This window comes from Streptomyces sp. NPDC057099 (assembly GCF_042671245.1).
GTDB classification, from domain to species: Bacteria; Actinomycetota; Actinomycetes; order Streptomycetales; family Streptomycetaceae; genus Streptomyces; species Streptomyces purpurascens.
The window spans coordinates 63,225-83,237 of record NZ_JBHUTX010000028.1 but is presented as its reverse complement, the minus strand read 5'-3'; the positions used below and the strand labels follow the sequence as shown (position 1 = coordinate 83,237).

Here is a 20,013-nt window from a genome sequence, read left to right as displayed (position 1 = left end):
CCCTCAATAGGGGACAGGAACCAGTTGTTCCGCCGCCGGCGCGGGGTGGCGGGGTCCTGGCGCGCGGGTGGCCGCGCCCTCCGGTCCCCGCGGTGTCAGTGCCTGCGGCTACGGTTCGTCCATGGCTGCCCGTACGAAGACCACCAAGGACCGCCCGTCCTACCGCTGCACGGAATGCGGGTGGCAGACGGCGAAGTGGCTCGGCCGCTGCCCCGAGTGCCAGGCCTGGGGGACGGTCGAGGAGTACGGCACGCCCGCGGTCCGTACGACGACACCGGGCCGGGTCACCACCTCCGCCCTGCCCATCGGCCAGGTGGACGTCCGCCGGGCGACGGCCCGCTCCACCGGCGTGCCCGAGCTGGACCGCGTGCTCGGCGGCGGCCTGGTCCCCGGCGCGGTGGTGCTGGTCGCGGGCGAACCGGGCGTCGGCAAGTCGACGCTCCTGCTCGACGTGGCGGCCAAGTCGGCGAGCGACGAGCACCGCACGCTGTACGTCACGGGCGAGGAGTCGGCGAGCCAGGTCCGGCTGCGCGCCGACCGCATCAAGGCCATCGACGACCATCTGTACCTGGCCGCCGAGACGGATCTGGCGGCGGTGCTGGGCCACTTGGACGCCGTGAAGCCGTCGCTGCTGATCCTGGACTCGGTGCAGACGGTGGCCTCCCCCGAGATCGACGGCGCGCCCGGCGGCATGGCCCAGGTGCGCGAGGTCGCCGGGGCCCTGATCCGGGCGTCCAAGGAACGCGGCATGTCCACGCTGCTCGTGGGCCATGTCACCAAGGACGGCGCCATCGCGGGCCCGCGCCTGCTGGAACACCTCGTGGACGTGGTGCTGCACTTCGAGGGCGACCGGCACGCCCGCCTCCGCCTCGTACGAGGCGTCAAGAACCGCTACGGCACCACCGACGAGGTCGGCTGCTTCGAACTGCACGACGAGGGCATCACGGGCCTCGCGGACCCGAGCGGACTTTTCCTGACACGTCGGGCCGAACCGGTCCCCGGCACTTGTCTGACCGTCACCCTGGAGGGCCGCCGCCCGCTGGTCGCCGAGGTCCAGGCGCTCACGGTCGACTCGCAGATCCCCTCCCCGCGCCGCACCACCTCGGGTCTGGAGACCTCCCGCGTCTCGATGATGCTGGCGGTGCTGGAACAGCGCGGCCGGATCAGCGCCTTGGGCAAGCGGGACATCTACTCCGCGACGGTCGGCGGTGTGAAGCTCTCGGAGCCCGCGGCGGATCTGGCCGTCGCCCTCGCCCTGGCGAGCGCGGCGAGTGACACACCTCTCCCCAAGAACCTGGTCGCGATCGGGGAAGTCGGCCTCGCGGGTGAGGTGAGGCGGGTCACGGGCGTGCAGCGCAGGCTGGCGGAAGCCCACCGTCTGGGCTTCACACACGCGCTGGTACCGGGCGACCCGGGCAAGATCCCCTCGGGTATGAAGGTTCTGGAAGTCTCGGACATAGGGGACGCGCTACAGGTCCTTCCGCGCTCCCGTCGCCGAGAGGCCCCACGGGACGAGGAGGGTCGCCGGTAGACTTTGCCCAGGTCTCGCCCGTCCGTGCGAACCAAGTGTGCGACACGGGGCGCCCCAGAACCTGCGACCGGAGGAGTGCAGTGGCAGCCAACGACCGGGCAGCAGCTCCCGGAAAATCCGGTGGGAGTGCCGGTACCGATGGCCTGATGCGCGCTTCACTGAGCGCCGTGGCACCCGGAACCGCCCTGCGTGACGGCCTGGAGCGCGTGCTCCGGGGCAACACCGGCGGTCTCATCGTGCTGGGCTCCGACAAGACGGTCGAGGCGCTGTGCAGCGGCGGTTTCGTACTGGACGTCGAGTTCACCGCGACCCGACTGCGTGAACTGTGCAAGCTGGACGGCGGCATCGTGCTGTCCTCGGACCTGTCGAAGATCCTGCGCGCGGGCGTGCAGCTGGTCCCGGACCCGACGATCCCCACCGAGGAGACCGGCACCCGGCACCGCACCGCGGACCGCGTCAGCAGGCAGGTCGGCTTCCCGGTGGTCTCGGTCTCCCAGTCGATGCGGCTGATCGCCCTCTACGTCGACGGCCAGCGCCGTGTCCTGGAGGACTCGGCGGCGATCCTGTCCCGCGCCAACCAGGCCCTCGCCACCCTGGAGCGCTACAAGCTCCGCCTCGACGAGGTCGCGGGCACGCTGTCGGCGCTGGAGATCGAGGACCTGGTGACCGTCCGGGACGTCTCGGCGGTCGCCCAGCGCCTGGAGATGGTGCGCCGCATCGCCACGGAGATCGCCGAGTACGTGGTGGAGCTGGGCACGGACGGGCGCCTGCTCGCCCTCCAGCTCGACGAGCTGATCGCCGGCGTGGAGCCCGAGCGTGAGCTGGTCGTCCGGGACTACGTCCCCGAGCCGACGGCCAAGCGGTCCCGCACGGTCGACGAGGCCTTGGCCGAGCTCGACGCGCTCACCCACGCCGAGCTGCTCGAACTGCCCATCGTGGCCCGGGCGCTGGGCTATACGGGCTCGCCCGAGACACTGGACTCGGCGGTGTCCCCGCGCGGCTTCCGTCTCCTGGCCAAGGTGCCCCGGCTCCCCGGCGCGATCATCGACCGTCTGGTGGAGCACTTCGGCGGCCTGCAGAAGCTGCTCGCCGCGAGCGTCGACGACCTCCAGACGGTGGACGGCGTGGGCGAGGCCCGGGCGCGCAGCGTGCGCGAGGGGCTGTCGCGGCTGGCGGAGTCTTCGATCCTGGAGCGGTACGTCTAGCCTTCGGCGCATGCTTCATGCGTGAGGGGGTGTTCCCGGCCGGGAACACCCCCTCACGCATGAAGGCCACGCGGTCGACTGAACGACAAGCGGCTAATCGTTCTTCAGGACGAACGAGGTCTGCACCTTCGCGTAGCCCGGAGCCTTGGCTTCCACCAGGAACGTGCCCGCCCCGGCCGAGCCGGAGGGGGGCGTGGCGCACTCGGGGGCGCTGGGCTTGCGGTCCCACTTCAGGGCGTAGGTGATGCCGCTGCCCGCGGGAACGCGGTACAGCCGGCTCCCGGCGACCCTGGGGCAGTCCTTGGAGGACCAGTAGTCGTCGTCGGCGCTCGCCTCGCCGATGGTGAACACCGCGTTCTTCGGCCCGAGATCGATCTTGCAGTCGTGGCCGGAGACGTTCCGCGCGGTCAGCAGGAAGGTGGGCGTCTGCTCGGGGTCGTAGCTGTTGTGCTGGCTGCGCAGGCTGAACTTGACCATGCTCGCGGTGCAGTTGGGCAGCATGGAGCCGGCCGGCAGCGTGTCGCCCGCGCCGACGCCGCCCACCGTGGTACCGCCGTCGTAGCCACCGGCACCGCCGGATCCGCCCGAACCGCCCGCCCCCTCGGACCCGCCGGTGCCGGAAGCGCCGCCGGATCCCGAGCCGGTACCGCCCCCGGAGCCGCCGCCCGAGCCGTCACCGGAACCGCCGCCGGACCCTGCCCCGGATCCGGACGACGAGCCGCCCGGGCCCTCGTCGCCCGACTCGTCGCGCCCGCCCGGCGCTTGGCTGATGGCCGGACCCGAACTCGACGGGCCGGGGGTGATGGAGGGCGCGGGATTCTTGCCGTTGGCGCCGTTGTCGCGGTCCTTGCCGCCGGTGCCGCCCATGGTCACGAGCCAGGTGGTCAGCAGCGCCAACAGGGCAGCCACGGACACCAGTACGACCCTCCGTCGCCAGTAGATGGAGGAGGGAAGCGGCCCGACCGGATTGCGCAGAGATCCCACGGCGCAAACCTTACGAGAGATCGGCGCGTTCGCCGGTCCCACCCGCCGCTCAGGCTCACAACTTTTCCGGATCATCATGCCGGAAGGAGCCGTCCCACCCCTGTCTTTCGTCAGGTACGGCACCCGACGATCGCTGGGTGTGACGGGATGGGCCCGCCACCTACCGTCCGTGACCATGGACTTCGAGGACACCGCGCTCTACCGCGACATCACCGACTTCGCCGAGGGCTCCCCGCTGTGGATCCAGCACGGGGCCGAGTTGTGGACGGAGGCCGGACTGCTGGTCTTCGCCCTGCTGTTCGCATCCGCCTGGTGGCGTGCCCGCCGCGACACCCCCCGCGCGTTCGCGATCGCGGCCCTTGCACCTCTGGCCACGGCTGTGGCGTATGTGTGGAGTGAGGTGCTCAAGTCCGCTGTCACACAGGAGCGTCCGTGCCGGGCGGTCGCCGGTGCGGCGGCGTCCCTGGCCGAGTGTCCGCCGCACGGCGACTGGTCCTTCCCGTCCAACCACGCCACGATCGCGGGCGCCGCGGCCGCCGCCCTGGCCCTGGTCCGGCGCACACTGCTGTGGCTGACGGCCCCGCTCGCCCTGCTGATGGCCTTCTCCCGGGTCTACGTCGGCGTGCACTATCCGCACGACGTGGTCGCAGGGCTGGGCCTCGGCACGCTCGTCGCCCTCGTCGCCGTACGGCTGGGCACGGGCCCGATGACGCGGCTGGCCGGGGCGATGCGCGGCTCGCCGGCCCCGGCCGCGCGGTGGGTCACCGGGCCGGGCCCGGCGCCCGTACCGTCGTACGGGACGCACGCACGGCCCTGAGCCGACGGGCCGTCACGGTTCCACCAGTCCCGCCTCGTACGCCACGATCGCCGCCTGCACGCGGTTGCGCACGCCCAGCCGGTCCAGGACCGCGCTCACATACGCCTTCACCGTGCCCTCGACGAGGTGCAGCCGGGCGGCGATCTCCGGGTTGGACAGGCCTGCGCCGACCAGGCCGAGCACCTCGCGCTCGCGGGGGCTCAGGACGGACACGCGGGCGCGTGCCTGTGCCTCGCGGGTGAGCCGGCCGCCGCCGAGGCCCTCGTCGATGACGTACCGGGCCACCTTCGGCGACAGGAACGCGGCGCCCGCGGCCACCGCCCGTACGCCGGCGATCAGTTCGTACGGGTCCCCGGACTTCAGCAGGAACCCGGTGACGCCACCGCCGAGGGCGCGGGTGACATAGGCGCCCTCGGAGAAGGTGGTGAGCATCGCGACGGCCGTGCCGGGCGCGGTCCGTACGATCTCCTCCGCCGCGGTGAGGCCGTCCAGGCGCGGCATGCGGATGTCGAGCAGGGCGACGTCCGGGCGGTGGGCGCGGGCCAGCTCGACCGCCTCGCGGCCGTCGCCCGCCTCGGCGACGACCTCCGTCTCCCCGCTGCTGCCCAGGATGGCGCGCACCCCGGCCCGCACCATCGTCTCGTCGTCGGCCAGCAGCACGCGGATCATCGCGGGAACTCCTCGTATTCTTCCCGGCCTTCGCCGGACAGGCCGGCGCGCGGGACCACGTCCTTGGCGACGAGCCGCCCGGCGTCGAAACACAGTCGGAAGTGGTCGACTGAGACGAACAGCTCACCGCTCGCCCGGTAGTAACGGCAGTCGGCGCCCTGCGGTGCCGGTGTCGGCGCCCGATCGGCGGGCGGGTCGTTCACGTCCCGCTCGGGCAGCACGCGCTCGACGTCGGCGGCCGGGGCGCCCAGGCGCAGTGTCGCGTACGCGGCGGGTGCGAGCACCGAGCGCTTCTCCACGTACGCGTACCAGCCGAAGGCGGCGCCGACGAGGACGATGCCCAAGCCGGCCGCGACGCCGAGGCCGACGGCCACGCGGCGGCGGGCGTGGATGAAGGGTGCGGGGCGGGTCGTGGTCGCCGGCCGCTGTGCGGGGACGTACGCCCTGACGCGGAAGCCCTCCCCCTGCGGGCCCGCCTCGAACTCCCCGCCGACGGCGGTCACGGCGGTCCGCAGCCCGAGCAGGCCCGTGCCGCCTCCGGAGGGCCGGGAACTGCGCTCGGTGGGCGGGCCGTTAGTGAGGGTGACGGACGTCCCCTCGGCCCGGCCGGTCACCGCCACGACCACGGAGGCGCCCGGGGCGTGCCGTGCCGCGTTGGTCAGCGCCTCCCGGGTCACGCGGTACAGCAGCCGTTCGGCGAGCCCGCCGGGCGCCGTGGCCGTGCCCTGCCCGGCGGGCTGCTCCAGGCGCACGGGGAGCCCCGACTCCGCCGCGCGGGCGACGAGTTGCTCCAGGGTCTCGCCGGCGGGAGCCAGCGGCACCGGCTCGTCGTCGTCCTCCCGCAGGACGCCGATGATGCGGTGCAGCCGGTCGGTGGCATCGGCGGCCGCCCCGCGCAGTTCGGCCGCCGCAGTCCGGTGTTCGCCGGTGAGCCCGGGGGCTACCTGGAGGGCGGCCGCGCGCAGGGCGATGAGGCTGAGCTCGTGGCCGAGGGAGTCGTGCATGTCCTGGGCGATCCTCGACCGCTCACGCAGCCGGGCGCGTTCCTCGGCGAGGCGCTGCTCGTCCTCCAGCCGGGCCGCCCGCAGCCAGCCCTCCGCGGCCAGCTCGCGGCTCTGCCGCCAGTAGCGGCCGCCGAGCCAGGGGAAGACGCAGCCGAAGAGCAGCGTGCCCGTCATGACCAGCCACTCGGGGGCCGGGTCGACCCCGACGAGCGCGATCCGCGCGGTGCCCGCGCAGCCGACGGCGGCGAAGCACAGCGCCGCGGGGCGGGCCCGGCCCGCCCTCAGCCCGAGCAGCAGCGCGGACGCGCCGAGGGCCGGGCCGTAGGAGACGGTGAACAGGGCCGGGGCGGCGGTCAGGCTCAGGGCAGCTGTCAGGCCGAAGGCGGCGAGGGGCAGTCGCCGGGACAGGCCGGCGGCAGCGGCCAGCACCGCCGTGCCGGCGGCCTGCTGCCAGACCGGGTGCGGCTCGTTCAGGCCGATCCGGTCCGCCGTGAGCGCGGGCAGGGCGAGGGCGGCCCAGAGGAGGGCGCCCCGGGCCAGCCGGGCCGAACGAGGACGTTCCATTCGGCCGACGCTATCGGCGGACAGCGGGGCGGCACTGCTGCCGATCGTCAGGTACCTCGCCCTCTCGGGTCGCGGTGTGCCCGATTCGCGGCTCTCGCGTGGCAGGATCGAATGGCCATGACTGCTCCCACGAACACCCCGCGCACCAGCCCCGGCCCCATCGACACCGCGTCCGGCCCGCCGCCGGGCGGGGACCTGCACTCCCCCGTCATCGACTGGTTCGACGACAACGCCCGCGACCTGCCGTGGCGGCGCCCCGAGGCCGGGGCGTGGGGCGTGATGGTCAGTGAGTTCATGCTCCAGCAGACGCCGGTGAGCCGCGTCCTGCCCGTCTACGAGCAGTGGGTGGCCCGCTGGCCCCGCCCCGCCGACCTGGCCAAGGAGGCGCCCGGCGAGGCCGTCCGCGCCTGGGGCCGGCTCGGTTACCCGCGCCGCGCGCTGCGGCTGCACGGCGCCGCCGTCGCCATAACGGAACGGCACGGCGGCGACGTACCGGCCGACCACGCCCAGCTGCTGGCGCTGCCCGGCATCGGCGAATACACGGCCGCCGCCGTCGCCTCCTTCGCCTACGGGCAGCGGCACCCGGTGCTGGACACCAATGTGCGCCGGGTCTTCGCCCGCGCGGTCACCGGCGTGCAGTACCCGCCGAACGCCACCACCGCCGCCGAGCGCAAACTGGCCCGCGCGCTCCTCCCCGAGGATGAGCCGACCGCAGCCCGCTGGGCCGCCGCCTCCATGGAGCTGGGCGCGCTCGTGTGCACGGCGAAGAGCGAGTCGTGCCACCGCTGCCCGATCGCCGCGCAGTGCGCGTGGCGGCTGGCGGGCAAGCCGGAGCACGACGGGCCGCCGCGCCGCGGCCAGACCTACGCGGGCACCGACCGACAGGTCCGCGGGCGGCTGCTCGCCGTGCTGCGGGAGGCCCACACCCCGGTTCCGCAGGCGGCGCTCGACCGCGTGTGGCACGAGCCGGTGCAGCGGGCCCGCGCCCTGGACGGCCTGGTCGCCGACGGCTTGGTGGAGCCGCTGGCGGGCGGGATGTACAGGCTGCCGCTGACCTGACGTACAGACAGATCACAGCCATGGGTCTCCCGTAACGGAGACACAGGGTGGACAAATCGCCCCATAGTCACCCCAACACCCCCACCGCTGTTCCCCGTTCCGACGGCCGTTACACAACCGACGGACAGCCGAGTGCTAGCCGAAGGCTGCTTCGGACAGCGCCGTGACAACGCCTCCGTACCTTCAGATGCGTTCCCGGAAGACACGGGACGACCAAGGAACACAGGCAGTGCACGGGCGGCGGGGAGCCGGCCCGAACGGGGAAACGGGAGGCGGTTCACCATGGCGCAGGGCGAGGTGCTCGAGTTCGAGGAGTACGTCCGCACCCGGCAGGACGCACTGCTGCGCAGTGCTCGCCGCCTGGTCCCGGACCCGACGGACGCACAGGACCTGCTGCAGACGGCGCTGGTGCGGACCTACGGCCGCTGGGAGACCATCGAGGACAAGCGGCTGGCGGACGCCTACCTGCGCCGGGTGATGATCAACACGCGGACCGAGTGGTGGCGGGCCCGCAAGCTGGAGGAGGTCCCGACCGAGCAGCTCCCGGACGCCTCGGTCGACGACGCCACCGAGCAGCACGCGGACCGCGCCCTGCTGATGGACATACTGAAGGTCCTCGCCCCGAAGCAGCGCAGTGTCGTGGTGCTGCGACACTGGGAGCAGATGTCCACGGAGGAGACGGCCGCCGCCCTCGGTATGTCGGCCGGAACGGTCAAAAGCACGCTGCACCGGGCGCTCGCCCGGCTCCGTGAGGAGCTGGAGTCCCGCGACCTGGACGCACGCGCGCTGGAGCGTGAGGAGCGGGAGCGGTGCGCGGCCTGACCGGCGAGGGGTCTGCACGGACCCGGGGCAGCATCCAGGCGGTGAGCACGGCATCGGCCGTGGTCACCGCCCTCGCCCTTTTCGTGTCCGGGTGCGGTGCCGGCGGCACCGGCGCCCGTGACGAGGGCCCGGCGCACGCCGACGCGGTGGCGGGCGCCACCGCGGCCACTCCCTCGGCCTCCCCGTCCAGGACGCCCGACACCGTGAACGCGGTCCGGCTCGTCAAGGACGACCCCGAGGTCTCCCCCGAGGTGAAGCGCGAGCTGAAGCCGTGCGTGGCCGACGAGTATCCCGTCGACGTGTCCTACGGCAAGCTGACCGGCGGGACGGCCGACGATGTCGTCGTCAATGTGCTGACCTGCGGTGACGCGGTGGGCGTGGGCAGTTATGTGTACCGCGAGCGGGACGGCTCGTACGAGAATGTGTTCAAGGCCGAGGAACCCCCGATCTACGCGGAGATCGACCGCGGCGACCTGGTGGTGACCAAGCAGGTGTACGACAAGGGCGACCCGGTGTCGAGCCCCTCCGGGGAGAACGTGATCACGTACAGATGGGCTTCCGGCCGGTTCAGCGAGAAGTACCGCACGCACAACGACTACGGCAAGGTCGTCGGCGACAGCCCGTCGCCGGTGCCCGCGAGCTGACGCGGGCACGGCGTGTGTGAACCGATCGGGCCGCTCGGACCGATCTCTGGGTGAACGCGATGCACGGACCGTGCGTCCCCTGAGAGGACGGACCGTGCGTCCGTGAGAAGTACACACCCCACGACCCACACGAGGACTGAGAGCACCGGGATGGCAGACCAGACCCACGTTCTGTTCGTCGAGGACGACGACGTCATCCGCGAGGCCACGCAGCTCGCCCTGGAACGGGACGGCTTCGTGGTCACCGCGATGCCCGACGGCCTGTCGGGCCTGGAGGCGTTCCGCACGGACCGCCCCGACATCGCGCTGCTGGACGTCATGGTTCCCGGCCTCGACGGGGTCAGCCTGTGCCGCCGTATCAGGGACGAGTCGACCGTGCCGGTCATCATGCTGTCGGCGCGGGCCGACTCCATCGACGTGGTGCTGGGCCTGGAGGCGGGTGCCGACGACTATGTGACCAAGCCGTTCGACGGGGCCGTGCTGGTCGCCCGGATCCGCGCGGTGCTGCGCCGCTTCGGGCACGCGGGCGGCGGCCGGGCCGAGGAGCCGGACTCCCCCGCGAGCGGCGGGATGCTGGCCTTCGGGGACCTGGAGGTCGACACCGAGGGCATGGAGGTCCGCCGGGCCGGGCAGCCGGTGGCGCTGACGCCGACCGAGATGCGGCTGCTCCTGGAGTTCTCCTCGGCGCCGGGCACGGTGCTCTCCCGCGACAAGCTGCTGGAGCGGGTGTGGGACTACGGCTGGGGCGGGGACACCCGCGTCGTCGACGTGCATGTGCAGCGGCTGCGACAGAAGATCGGCCAGGACCGTATCGAGACGGTCCGTGGTTTCGGCTACAAGTTGAAGGCCTGAGCTGGGTATGAGGGGGCATTTCCGGCGCCTGGTCGCCTCGGGCGTGGAACACGCGGGGATCCGTACGGGCCTCAGATGGAAGCTGAGCGCGGCCATCGCGCTGGTCGGCGCGCTGGTGGCGATCGCGCTGAGCCTGGTCGTGCACAACGCCGCGCGGGTGTCGATGCTGGACAACGCGCGCGACCTCGCCGACGAACGCATCATGATCGCCCAGCGCAACTTCGAGCTGTCCGGGCGGATGAACTTCCCCAACACCAAGATCGACGACCCGGATCTGCCGGAGGCGCTGCGGGACCGGGTCGAGGTGGGCCAGCGGGCGACCTATGTGGCGGACCGGCCGGGTGGCACGCCGGACATATGGGCCGCCGTGCCGCTGAAGAACGGGCATGTGATGTCCCTGCACTCGGGCTTCACGGACCGCAGCTCGGACATCCTCCAGGACCTCGACCAGGCCCTGCTCATCGGGTCCATCGCGGTCGTCCTGGGCGGCAGCGCGCTCGGCGTGCTCATCGGCGGGCATCTGTCGCGGCGGCTGCGCAAGGCGGCGGTCGCTGCCCATCAGCTCGCGGGCGGCGAGACCGACGTACGGGTGCGGGACGCCATGGGCGGGGTCGTCCGGGACGAGACCGACGACCTGGCGAGCGCGGTGGACGCCATGGCGGACACGCTGCGGCAGCGTATAGAGGCGGAGCGGCGGGTCACCGCCGACATCGCGCACGAGCTGCGCACACCGGTGACCGGGCTACTGACCGCGGCCGAGCTGCTGCCGCCGGGGCGCCCGACCGAGCTGGTGCTGGACCGGGCGAAGGCCATGCGCACGCTCGTGGAGGACGTGCTGGAGGTGGCCCGGCTGGACGGGGCCTCGGAGCGGGCCGAGCTGCAGGACATCATGCTGGGCGAGTTCGTCGCCCGGCGGGTGACGGCCAAGGACCCGGCCATCGAGGTGCGGGTGGTGCACGAGTCGGAGGTCACGACCGACCCGCGGCGCCTGGAGCGGGTCCTGTTCAATCTCCTGGCCAACGCGGCCCGGCACGGCAAGCCGCCCATCGAGGTCACCGTCGAGGGCCGGGTCATCCGGGTCCGCGACCACGGCCCGGGCTTCCCCGAGGATCTGCTCGCCGAGGGGCCGAGCCGCTTCCGCACCGGCAGCACGGACCGCGCGGGCCACGGCCACGGTCTCGGTCTGACCATCGCGTCCGGCCAGTCCCGGGTCCTGGGCGCCCGTCTGACCTTCCGCAACGTCCGCACGCCCGGAACACCGGAGCAGCTGCCGGCCGAGGGCGCGGTGGCGGTCCTGTGGCTGCCGGAGCACGCGCCGACGAACACGGGGAGCTATCCGATGCTGCCGGGGGCGTAGGCGTGACGCGGCCTAAGGGCGTGCGGGGGCGTGCGGGCCCTGTGCGATCGGCATGACGAAGGCCCCCGGGCCGAACCCCAGGGGCCTTCGTGCGGTGCGGTCAGACGGACTCGGACACCGGCGCCTGCGCGGCCGGACCGTCCGCCTTGTCGTCGTCCGATGTCTTCGGTCCCGCTCCCTTCAGCGGCACCTCCTTGACGAAGACGGCCGCCGCGAGTGCGACCACGGCCACCACGGCTCCGAGCAGGAACGCCGAGTGGGTGCCTGCGGAGACCGCGTGCTGGTACGCCTCCCGGACCAGCACCGGAAGCTTCTGCAGGCTCTTCCAGTCGAGCTGCGCCGACTGCTCGGTCACCTTGGAGCCCAGGGCACCCGCGCGCTCGGTCATGACGTCCTGGACCCGGTTGTTGAACAGCGCGCCCATGATCGCGACGCCGAAGGAGGAGCCGAGGGTGCGGAAGAGCGTGGTGGACGAGGACGCGACGCCCATGTCCTTCATCTCGACGCTGTTCTGCGCGACCAGCATGGTGATCTGCATCAGACAGCCCATGCCGAGCCCGACCACGGCCATGAAGACACCGGAGGTGAGGCGGGAGGTGCCCGTGTCCATCGTGGAGAGCAGGTAGAGCCCGACGATCATCAGGGCGCTGCCGAGGACCGGGAAGATCTTGTACTTGCCGGTGTTGGTGGTGACCCGCCCGGCGACCATCGAGGTGACGAGCATCGCGCCGAGCATCGGCAGGAGCAGCAGCCCGGAGTTCGTCGCGGAAGCGCCTTGCACGGACTGCTGGTACAGCGGCAGGAAGAGCGTGGCCCCGAACATCACGAAGCCGGTGATGAAGCCGATGACCGACATCAGCGTGAAGTTGCGGCTGCGGAAGATGTGCAGCGGCACGACCGGTTCGGCGGCCTTCGTCTGCCAGAACACGAACCCGACGAGCGCGGCGACCCCGATGCCGATCAGCTCCATGATCCGCGCGGAGCTCCAGGCGTACTCCGTGCCGCCCCAGGTGGTGACGAGCACGATCGCGGTGATGCCGATGGTCAGCAGGGCGGCGCCCAGGTAGTCGATCCGCGCCTCGGACCGCTTCTTCGGCAGGTGCAGGACGACGCTGACGGCGGCCAGCGCGACGACGCCGAGCGGCAGGTTGATGTAGAAGGCCCAGCGCCAGCCCCAGTTGTCGGTGATGGTGCCGCCGACCAGCGGGCCGCCGATCATCGCCAGCGCCATGACGCCGGCCATCATGCCCTGGTACTTGCCGCGCTCCCGGGGCGGGATCAGATCACCGATGATCGCCATGACGCCGACCATCAGACCTCCGGCCCCGAGGCCCTGGACGGCACGGAAGCCGATCAGCTCGCCCATGTCCCGGGCCATGCCGCTGAGCGCCGAGCCGATCAGGAAGATGACGATGGACGTCATGAACGTGCCCTTGCGGCCGTACATGTCGCCGAGCTTGCCCCACAGCGGGGTGGAGGCCGCGGTGGCGAGGGTGTAGGCGGTGACGACCCAGGAGAGGTGTTCGAGCCCGCCCAGCTCACCGACGATCGTCGGCATCGCCGTACCGATGATCATGTTGTCGAGCATCGCGAGCATCATCGCGATCATCAGCGCGAGCAGCACGACCCGTACGCTCCTCGGCTGTTTCTCCCCGCTGCCGGCGCCGACCGCCGGTGTGTCCGTCGTGTCCGCCATCGCTTCCCACTCCCCCAGCTACCGCTACTCGCTTGCAGCTACCGCTACTTACTTGCCGACCGGCTAGTGACTACACTCGGAAGTTAGCTCCGGAACTAGCCGGGCGTCAAGTAAGTTTTATGGAAAGCGGGGCGGCGTAGGAGGATGGGCGGCACCATGGACGGCACCAGGCAGCGGCGCCGCGGGAACACCCGCCAGCGCATCCAGGACGTGGCCCTCGAACTCTTCGCGGAGCAGGGCTACGAGAAGACGTCCCTGCGCGAGATCGCCGAGCGCCTGGATGTCACCAAGGCGGCGCTCTACTACCACTTCAAGACGAAGGAAGAGATCCTCGTCAGCATCTTCGAGGACCTCACGCAGCCGATCGACGACCTGATCGAGTGGGGCCGGAGCCAGCCGCACACCCTCGACACCAAGCAGGAGATCGTCCGCCGTTACGCCGAGGCGCTGTCCCACGCGGCGCCGCTGTTCCGCTTCATGCACGAGAACCAGGCGACGGTGCGGGAACTGCGGATCGGCGACTCCTTCAAGGAGCGCATCCGCAGCCTGCGGGACACCATCATCGACCCGGACGCGGACCTGGTCGACCAGGTCCGCTGCGCCAGCGCGCTCTTCACGCTGCACGCCGGGATGTTCCTGCTCCAGGAAATGGAAGGCGACCCCGAGGAGAAGGACAAAGCCGTCCTCGAGGTCGCCACCGAGCTGGTGACCCGGGCCCACCGGGGAGCCGAGGGCTCCTAGCGGCACCGCCGGGTCAGGGGGCGGTCGTCAGACCTTCACGCCCTTGGCGCGCAGGAACTTCACCGGGTCGACGGCCGAGCCGTAGTTCGCGGTCGTACGGATCTCGAAGTGCAGGTGCGGACCGCTCGAGTTGCCGGTGCTGCCGGACTTGGCGATCTCCTGGCCGGTCTTGACTATCTGGCCGACGTTCACGGTGACCTTCGACAGGTGGGCGTACTGGGAGTACGTGCCGTTGCCGTGCTTGATCACGACGGCGTTGCCGTAGGCGGGGCCGTCACCGGCACCGTTGCCGCCGGCCTTGACCACGGTGCCGCCGTGGGCGGCGACGACCTGGGTGCCGCTCGGGACGGCGAAGTCCTGGCCGCTGTGCTTGTGCGCCCACATGCCGCCGTTCTGGGCGAAGCTCGCGGAGAGCTTGTACTTCTTCACCGGGTCGACCCAGGACGGCTTGGCCTTCTTGGCGGCGGCCTTCTTGGCAGCGGCCTTCTTCTCGGCCGCCTTCTTCGCGGCGGCGACCTGGGCGGCCTTCTCGGCCTTCACGGCCTCGGCCTTGGCGTGCTTGGCCTGGGCGGCGGCCTGCGCCTGGACGGCACTGGCGGCGCCGGACGCGGACGTGGTGTCGGCGGCGGACGCGACCCCGGCTCCCAGTGCGACCGAGACGCCAAGGCCGGCGGCCAGCACGGTCGCACGGGTGCGGAGCTGGGACGTACGGGAAGAACGGGACGTGACGCGCTGGGACATCGAAACCTCGTGTGGAAGGGGACGGAGAAACCACCCGGCGCACAGACGCTCGCCGAATGGCCATCCCTTGGTAACCCGAAGCCCGACAAACCCCAAAAAGCGTGATCTACGACTGAAGTTAGTAATTTGGTTCAGTGTTCCACGTCTCTTGACACAGCAGTCATAGGGGACGAATCAGCCCACTGCACTGCACTTTCCCCCATCCCGCGCGGCAAAAGTCCCTTTCCTCCCGGCCCGTCAGCAACTATTCCATCTAGTAACGGACATATCGCCTGTGCGCCATGTCACCGGAGGCCCTCTTCAGCCATTCCGGAAATGTGGCGCACGCCTCTAGGCACCTACCGTCCGGTAACCCTACGGTTCCCTTCGCGCCACCCTCGCCCACGAACATGCACACGACATGTTGCAGCGTCACGGACGTGAGAGGACCCCCCACCACATGCAGACCCGACGCCCCTGGTTGCACCGCGCATCAGTGACCGCCGTATCGGCGGCAGCCCTCGTGGCGATGGCCGCGCCGGCCGACGCCACGACCGCCACCCGTGCCTCCACGTCCGCCACCGCCGCCTCGACGTCCGCCGCGGCGAACGTCGACTACACCACCTGGCAAAAGGACTGCCAGGCGGTGATGGCCCAGGCGCTGCCCTATCTCAAGCAGCGGATCGCGGCCACCAAGCCGGGTGAGAAGCAGGCGATCGTCTTCGACATCGACAACACCACGCTGGAGACCGATTTCGGCTTCAGTTACCCGCAGCCGGCCAACAAGCCGGTCCTGGAGGCCGCCAGATACGCCCAGGAGCACGGTGTCGCCCTGTTCTTCGTGACCGCCCGCCCGGACATCGTCTACTCGTTCACCGAGTACAACCTCAAGCAGACCGGTTACCGGGTCTCCGGCCTCTACGTCCGGAACTTCATCGACCTCTTCAAGAACGTCGCCGAGTACAAGACGGCCCAGCGCGTCGACATCGAGAAGAAGGGCTACACGATCATCGCGAACATCGGCAACAGCGCCACCGATCTCTCGGGCGGTCATGCCGAGAAGACGTACAAGCTGCCGGATTACGACGGGCAGCTGTCGTAAAAGGCCGCAGGGCATGCGAAAGGGGCCGGTGCTTTTCAGCACCGGCCCCTCTCACTCAGCCGTGACGCTTACGCGTCCTTGCTCAGGTTCGGCCCGGATCCACCGGCCGCCTGCTCGATCGGCGGGACGTCCGGCAGAGCCGCCTTCTCCTCACCCCGGAAGGTGAAGGTCTTGGCCTCGCCCTCGCCCTCGGTGTCCACGACCACGATGTGACCGGGACGCAGCTCGCCGAAGAGGATCTTCTCCGACAGCGAGTCCTCGATCTCGCGCTGGATGGTGCGACGCAGCGGACGCGCACCCAGCACCGGGTCGTAGCCCCGCTGGGACAGCAGCTCCTTGGCGGACTGGGAGAGCTCGATGCCCATGTCCCGGTCCTTCAGGCGCTCGTCCACCTTGCCGATCATCAGGTCGACGATCTTGAGGATGTCGTCCTGACTGAGCTGCGGGAAGACGACCACGTCGTCGACGCGGTTGAGGAACTCGGGCCGGAAGTGCTGCTTGAGCTCGTCCTGGACCTTGTTCTTCATGCGCTCGTAGTTGGACTTCGTGTCACCCGAGGCCGCGAAGCCCAGGTTGAAGCCCTTGGAGATGTCCCGGGTGCCGAGGTTGGTCGTCATGATGATGACCGTGTTCTTGAAGTCCACGACCCGGCCCTGGGAGTCGGTCAGGCGACCGTCCTCCAGGATCTGCAGCAGCGAGTTGAAGATGTCCGGGTGGGCCTTCTCGACCTCGTCGAAGAGGACGACGGAGAACGGCTTGCGGCGGACCTTCTCGGTCAGCTGGCCGCCCTCCTCGTAGCCCACGTAGCCGGGGGGCGAACCGAAGAGCCGCGACACCGTGTGCTTCTCGCTGAACTCCGACATGTCGAGGGAGATCAGCGCGTCCTCGTCACCGAAGAGGAACTCGGCGAGCGCCTTCGACAGCTCGGTCTTACCGACACCGGACGGGCCGGCGAAGATGAACGAGCCACCGGGGCGCTTCGGGTCCTTCAGACCGGCACGCGTACGGCGGATCGCCTTGGAGAGCGCCTTGACGGCGTCCTTCTGGCCGATGACCCGCTTGTGGAGCTCGTCCTCCATGCGCAGCAGACGCGAGGACTCCTCCTCGGTCAGCTTGAAGACCGGGATGCCGGTCGCGGTCGCGAGGACCTCGGCGATCAGCTCACCGTCGACCTCGGCGACGACGTCCATGTCGCCGGCCTTCCACTCCTTCTCCCGCTTGGCCTTGGCGGCCAGGAGCTGCTTCTCCTTGTCGCGGAGGGAGGCGGCCTTCTCGAAGTCCTGCGAGTCGATCGCGGACTCCTTGTCCCGGCGGACGCCGGCGATCTTCTCGTCGAACTCGCGCAGGTCCGGCGGCGCGGTCATCCGGCGGATGCGCATCCGGGAACCGGCCTCGTCGATCAGGTCGATCGCCTTGTCCGGCAGGAAGCGGTCCGAGATGTACCGGTCGGCCAGCGTGGCGGCCTGGACCAGCGCCTCGTCGGTGATCGAGACGCGGTGGTGGGCCTCGTACCGGTCACGGAGACCCTTGAGGATCTCGATCGTGTGCGGCAGGGACGGCTCCGCGACCTGGATGGGCTGGAAGCGGCGCTCGAGGGCCGCGTCCTTCTCCAGGTGCTTGCGGTACTCGTCCAGCGTGGTGGCACCGATGGTCTGCAGCTCACCGCGGGCCAGCATCGGCTTCAGGATGGAAGCCGCGTCGATGGCGCCCTCGGCGGCACCCGCTCCGACCAGCGTGTGCAGCTCGTCGATGAACAGGATGATGTCGCCGCGGGTGCGGATCTCCTTGAGCACCTTCTTCAGGCGCTCCTCGAAGTCACCGCGGTAGCGGGAGCCGGCGACCAGCGCGCCGAGGTCCAGGGTGTAGAGGTGCTTGTCCTTGAGGGTCTCGGGCACCTCGCCCTTGACGATGGCCTGAGCGAGGCCCTCGACGACGGCGGTCTTGCCGACGCCGGGCTCACCGATCAGGACCGGGTTGTTCTTCGTACGGCGGGACAGCACCTGCATGACCCGCTCGATCTCCTTCTCGCGCCCGATGACCGGGTCGAGCTTGGACTCACGAGCGGCCTGGGTGAGGTTCCGGCCGAACTGGTCGAGGACCAGGGACGTGGAGGGCGTGCCCTCGGCAGGACCGCCGGCGGTGGCGGTCTCCTTGCCCTGGTAACCGGAGAGCAGCTGGATGACCTGCTGCCGCACCCGGTTGAGATCTGCGCCCAGCTTGACGAGGACCTGGGCGGCGACGCCCTCGCCCTCGCGGATCAGGCCGAGCAGGATGTGCTCCGTGCCGATGTAGTTGTGGCCCAGCTGAAGGGCCTCGCGGAGCGACAGCTCCAGGACCTTCTTGGCACGGGGGGTGAAGGGGATGTGCCCGGACGGGGCCTGCTGCCCCTGCCCGATGATCTCCTCCACCTGCTGGCGGACCGCCTCGAGCGAAATCCCGAGGCTCTCAAGGGCCTTGGCGGCGACACCTTCACCCTCGTGGATCAGGCCCAGGAGGATGTGCTCAGTGCCGATGTAGTTGTGGTTGAGCATCCGGGCTTCTTCCTGAGCCAGGACGACAACCCGCCGCGCGCGGTCGGTGAACCTCTCGAACATCGTTAATCGCTCCTCAGAGCGGTCAGGCAGTGGGGGGAACTTCCCCTCCCTGTCCTTCCGCAGCTTAGTCCCGCAAGCGGGGACCGCTCATTCCAACTGCCGACACCGTCGATGGCCTCCTGACCCCGAACGCCGACATCTGCTCCAACCCGATGGTGCGAGACGATGTTCCCGCAGGCCAGGCAGTTACCCCCATCGCCAGTACGCCGATGGCGAACGTGAGACGGCCTTTCCTGCGTGTCGCCCCCTCCCACTAGGGATGTCTTACCCGTAGAGCCCGGATGTCCATGCCGGGTGCCCCGGTTCCCTCCGCTACGGGCGAACAACCTTGCGCCTCCCGGCACCCCCCGCGCGCCCCCGTTTCGCCACTCTGTGCGCCCACGACGAAACCCAGCGTAACTCGCACGTCCTTCCGGCGGTTGCACTTGGCATGTTCGGCGCCCCGCACCCCGTGACCGCGTCCGCGCTCGTCCCGCTCCCCCGCCGGCCGCTCGACGAGAGCGGTCGGGTCCGGCGGTGGTACGAGGGGGAACTGGGCTGGCCGACGGTGCCCGGGGATCCGGTGCGGCTGGCGGCGGGCGTCCGCTTCGACGTCCTGGACGTGCCGACCGAGGCGGGCCACGCGGCGCTGCGGCGCCTGGAGCCGGGCTCTCCCGTGGCCGTACGGGGCGACCGTATGCGGCTGCTGGTGGCCGCGGGCAGCGCGGAGGAGTTGCCCGGGCTGCTGGAGTGGCTGGAGTGGGGGTCGCTGGCGCTCGACCTGGTCGCGATCGGCGCGGGCGGGTCCATGGAGGCGCCGGTGCCGGGCGGAGCGAGCGGGGCGGGTGAGAACGTGCCGCTGCCCGGCCAGAGGGCCTCGCAGGTGCCTCCCGGGGCGGCTGTGGCGCCGGTTCCCGACAGGGCCGGGCCGTTCACCGGCCGGCCGTGCTCCCCGGGCCGGGTCGGTTCCCAGGGGGCCGCCGTGTGGCTGCGGCCCCCCGAGCCGGGATGCGAGGTCGAGGCCTCGCTGCCGACGCTGTCGGCCTTGGGGGGCGGTGGGAAAGCCCCCGATCTCGTACGGCTGGTGGACACGGTGGCCACGCACTGCCACCGGGTCCGGCTGCGACGCGCGTGCGCCCCGCCGCCGGCCTTGCGTACGCAAGGTCAGTAGTGCCGCTGTTCAGCCGTTGGCCTTCTCGTAGGCCTCGCGGATGGTCGCGGGGACACGGCCGCGGTCGTTGACCTCGTAGCCGTTCTCCTTCGCCCAGGCGCGGATGGCCGCGGTGTCCTGGCTGCCGCTCGATGCCGCGCGCGCCTTTCCGCGCCCGCCCGAAGCACGGCCTCCGGTACGACGACCGCCCTTCACGTAAGGCTCGAGAAGGCCACGGAGCTTGTCCGCATTGGCGGTGGTGAGATCGATCTCGTACGTCTTGCCGTCCAGCGCAAACGTCACGGTCTCGTCCGCCTCGCCACCGTCGAGGTCGTCGACAAGAAGGACCTGAACCTTCTGTGCCACCGGATTTCCTTTCATCGATATCTTCAGGGCCGGGGAGAGTGCCGGCGTCCGCCGTATCGCCGTCCCCTGTTATATGCAGTACTGCAGTACGTCGGAAAGCAAACCGCTTTTGCCGGAAAAACACAAACCCTCGGCAGAGACCGGGAGCCCCGGCTCC

18 protein-coding genes are annotated in these 20,013 nt (G+C 70.7%); 11 read left to right on the top strand and 7 right to left on the bottom strand.

The genetic code is table 11. The features are described from left to right. Positions 1 to 121: 121 nt before the first annotated feature. Both radA and disA read left to right on the top strand, forming a co-directional pair. Positions 122 to 1,531: a DNA repair protein RadA gene (gene radA / locus ACFT4A_RS28275; RefSeq protein WP_382835179.1), complete on the top strand. Its 1,410-nt coding sequence runs from the start codon at positions 122 to 124 to the stop codon at positions 1,529 to 1,531. An 80-nt stretch (positions 1,532 to 1,611) separates the two neighbouring features. Then, on the top strand, positions 1,612 to 2,736 hold the full coding sequence (disA, locus tag ACFT4A_RS28270) for a DNA integrity scanning diadenylate cyclase DisA (RefSeq protein ID WP_215119785.1): 1,125 nt from the start codon (positions 1,612 to 1,614) through the stop codon (positions 2,734 to 2,736). Positions 2,737 to 2,829: 93 nt separating this feature from the next. On the opposite strand, the gene ACFT4A_RS28265 is transcribed toward disA, so the two are convergent. Then, complete coding sequence (locus ACFT4A_RS28265) at positions 2,830 to 3,720, bottom strand: hypothetical protein (protein ID WP_382835177.1); 891 nt, start codon at positions 3,718 to 3,720, stop codon at positions 2,830 to 2,832. 175 nt (positions 3,721 to 3,895) lie between these two features. Here ACFT4A_RS28265 and ACFT4A_RS28260 point away from each other — a divergent pair, with 175 nt between their 5' ends. Beyond that, the gene (locus tag ACFT4A_RS28260) at positions 3,896 to 4,537 is read left to right on the top strand and encodes a phosphatase PAP2 family protein (RefSeq protein ID WP_382835174.1); all 642 of its coding nucleotides are present in this window, start codon (positions 3,896 to 3,898) and stop codon (positions 4,535 to 4,537) included. 12 nt (positions 4,538 to 4,549) lie between these two features. On the opposite strand, the gene ACFT4A_RS28255 is transcribed toward ACFT4A_RS28260, so the two are convergent. Together ACFT4A_RS28255 and ACFT4A_RS28250 are read right to left on the bottom strand one after the other, a co-directional pair. Further along, the gene (locus ACFT4A_RS28255) at positions 4,550 to 5,206 is read right to left on the bottom strand and encodes a response regulator (protein ID WP_382835171.1); all 657 of its coding nucleotides are present in this window, start codon (positions 5,204 to 5,206) and stop codon (positions 4,550 to 4,552) included. After that, on the bottom strand, positions 5,203 to 6,774 hold the full coding sequence (locus tag ACFT4A_RS28250; protein ID WP_382835168.1) for a sensor histidine kinase: 1,572 nt from the start codon (positions 6,772 to 6,774) through the stop codon (positions 5,203 to 5,205). The genes ACFT4A_RS28255 and ACFT4A_RS28250 overlap by 4 nt, the downstream gene beginning before the upstream one ends. Before the next feature lie 117 nt (positions 6,775 to 6,891). Between ACFT4A_RS28250 and ACFT4A_RS28245 the strand changes: the two genes are divergently transcribed. From ACFT4A_RS28245 to cseC, 5 genes are all read left to right on the top strand, one after another. Then, on the top strand, positions 6,892 to 7,833 hold the full coding sequence (locus tag ACFT4A_RS28245; RefSeq protein ID WP_382835166.1) for an A/G-specific adenine glycosylase: 942 nt from the start codon (positions 6,892 to 6,894) through the stop codon (positions 7,831 to 7,833). Positions 7,834 to 8,115: 282 nt separating this feature from the next. Beyond that, a complete protein-coding gene (locus ACFT4A_RS28240; protein WP_030251439.1) occupies positions 8,116 to 8,655 on the top strand; it encodes a SigE family RNA polymerase sigma factor in 540 nt (179 codons plus the stop codon). After that, positions 8,643 to 9,299: a hypothetical protein gene (locus ACFT4A_RS28235; RefSeq protein ID WP_382835163.1), complete on the top strand. Its 657-nt coding sequence runs from the start codon at positions 8,643 to 8,645 to the stop codon at positions 9,297 to 9,299. Before ACFT4A_RS28240 ends, ACFT4A_RS28235 begins: the two co-directional genes overlap by 13 nt. Positions 9,300 to 9,449: 150 nt before the next feature. Further along, the gene (gene cseB / locus ACFT4A_RS28230) at positions 9,450 to 10,151 is read left to right on the top strand and encodes a two-component system response regulator CseB (protein ID WP_382835160.1); all 702 of its coding nucleotides are present in this window, start codon (positions 9,450 to 9,452) and stop codon (positions 10,149 to 10,151) included. 7 nt (positions 10,152 to 10,158) lie between these two features. Continuing rightward, positions 10,159 to 11,508 carry a two-component system sensor histidine kinase CseC gene (gene cseC, locus ACFT4A_RS28225; protein ID WP_382835158.1) on the top strand — a complete coding sequence of 450 codons (1,350 nt, stop codon included), beginning with the start codon at positions 10,159 to 10,161 and terminating at the stop codon, positions 11,506 to 11,508. A 100-nt stretch (positions 11,509 to 11,608) separates the two neighbouring features. Here cseC and ACFT4A_RS28220 read toward each other — a convergent pair whose 3' ends face one another. Beyond that, positions 11,609 to 13,204, bottom strand: coding sequence for an MDR family MFS transporter (locus tag ACFT4A_RS28220; RefSeq protein ID WP_382835155.1), 1,596 nt, complete (start codon positions 13,202 to 13,204; stop codon positions 11,609 to 11,611). Between the two features lie 144 nt (positions 13,205 to 13,348). Here ACFT4A_RS28220 and ACFT4A_RS28215 point away from each other — a divergent pair, with 144 nt between their 5' ends. Beyond that, complete coding sequence (locus ACFT4A_RS28215) at positions 13,349 to 13,945, top strand: TetR/AcrR family transcriptional regulator (RefSeq protein ID WP_382835153.1); 597 nt, start codon at positions 13,349 to 13,351, stop codon at positions 13,943 to 13,945. Positions 13,946 to 13,972: 27 nt separating this feature from the next. Here the strand turns inward: ACFT4A_RS28215 and ACFT4A_RS28210 are convergent, their stop codons facing one another. Next, complete coding sequence (locus ACFT4A_RS28210; RefSeq protein WP_382835150.1) at positions 13,973 to 14,686, bottom strand: M23 family metallopeptidase; 714 nt, start codon at positions 14,684 to 14,686, stop codon at positions 13,973 to 13,975. Between the two features lie 439 nt (positions 14,687 to 15,125). On the opposite strand from ACFT4A_RS28210, the gene ACFT4A_RS28205 reads away from it, so the two are divergent. After that, on the top strand, positions 15,126 to 15,767 hold the full coding sequence (locus ACFT4A_RS28205) for an HAD family acid phosphatase (RefSeq protein ID WP_382835148.1): 642 nt from the start codon (positions 15,126 to 15,128) through the stop codon (positions 15,765 to 15,767). 68 nt (positions 15,768 to 15,835) lie between these two features. On the opposite strand, the gene ACFT4A_RS28200 is transcribed toward ACFT4A_RS28205, so the two are convergent. Beyond that, complete coding sequence (locus ACFT4A_RS28200; protein ID WP_382835145.1) at positions 15,836 to 18,361, bottom strand: ATP-dependent Clp protease ATP-binding subunit; 2,526 nt, start codon at positions 18,359 to 18,361, stop codon at positions 15,836 to 15,838. A 430-nt stretch (positions 18,362 to 18,791) separates the two neighbouring features. Between ACFT4A_RS28200 and ACFT4A_RS28195 the strand changes: the two genes are divergently transcribed. After that, on the top strand, positions 18,792 to 19,511 hold the full coding sequence (locus ACFT4A_RS28195) for an SCO3374 family protein (RefSeq protein ID WP_382835142.1): 720 nt from the start codon (positions 18,792 to 18,794) through the stop codon (positions 19,509 to 19,511). A gap of 9 nt (positions 19,512 to 19,520) precedes the next feature. Here the strand turns inward: ACFT4A_RS28195 and ACFT4A_RS28190 are convergent, their stop codons facing one another. Continuing rightward, entirely contained in the window at positions 19,521 to 19,856 is a 336-nt protein-coding gene (locus ACFT4A_RS28190) for an Lsr2 family protein (RefSeq protein ID WP_010048839.1), read from the bottom strand. Positions 19,857 to 20,013: the final 157 nt, after the last annotated feature.

What these genes read in the sequence shown, in the direction of transcription:
- radA (WP_382835179.1), top strand. Translation starts at nt 122, where the DNA reads ATGGCTGCCCGTACGAAGACCACCAAGGACCGCCCGTCCTACCGCTGC.
- ACFT4A_RS28260 (WP_382835174.1), top strand. Translation starts at nt 3,896, where the DNA reads ATGGACTTCGAGGACACCGCGCTCTACCGCGACATCACCGACTTCGCC.
- ACFT4A_RS28255 (WP_382835171.1), bottom strand. Translation starts at nt 5,206, where the DNA reads ATGATCCGCGTGCTGCTGGCCGACGACGAGACGATGGTGCGGGCCGGG.
- ACFT4A_RS28250 (WP_382835168.1), bottom strand. Translation starts at nt 6,774, where the DNA reads ATGGAACGTCCTCGTTCGGCCCGGCTGGCCCGGGGCGCCCTCCTCTGG.
- ACFT4A_RS28245 (WP_382835166.1), top strand. Translation starts at nt 6,892, where the DNA reads ATGACTGCTCCCACGAACACCCCGCGCACCAGCCCCGGCCCCATCGAC.
- ACFT4A_RS28240 (WP_030251439.1), top strand. Translation starts at nt 8,116, where the DNA reads ATGGCGCAGGGCGAGGTGCTCGAGTTCGAGGAGTACGTCCGCACCCGG.
- cseB (WP_382835160.1), top strand. Translation starts at nt 9,450, where the DNA reads ATGGCAGACCAGACCCACGTTCTGTTCGTCGAGGACGACGACGTCATC.
- cseC (WP_382835158.1), top strand. Translation starts at nt 10,159, where the DNA reads ATGAGGGGGCATTTCCGGCGCCTGGTCGCCTCGGGCGTGGAACACGCG.
- ACFT4A_RS28220 (WP_382835155.1), bottom strand. Translation starts at nt 13,204, where the DNA reads ATGGCGGACACGACGGACACACCGGCGGTCGGCGCCGGCAGCGGGGAG.
- ACFT4A_RS28215 (WP_382835153.1), top strand. Translation starts at nt 13,349, where the DNA reads ATGGGCGGCACCATGGACGGCACCAGGCAGCGGCGCCGCGGGAACACC.
- ACFT4A_RS28210 (WP_382835150.1), bottom strand. Translation starts at nt 14,686, where the DNA reads ATGTCCCAGCGCGTCACGTCCCGTTCTTCCCGTACGTCCCAGCTCCGC.
- ACFT4A_RS28205 (WP_382835148.1), top strand. Translation starts at nt 15,126, where the DNA reads ATGCAGACCCGACGCCCCTGGTTGCACCGCGCATCAGTGACCGCCGTA.
- ACFT4A_RS28200 (WP_382835145.1), bottom strand. Translation starts at nt 18,361, where the DNA reads ATGTTCGAGAGGTTCACCGACCGCGCGCGGCGGGTTGTCGTCCTGGCT.
- ACFT4A_RS28195 (WP_382835142.1), top strand. Translation starts at nt 18,792, where the DNA reads ATGTTCGGCGCCCCGCACCCCGTGACCGCGTCCGCGCTCGTCCCGCTC.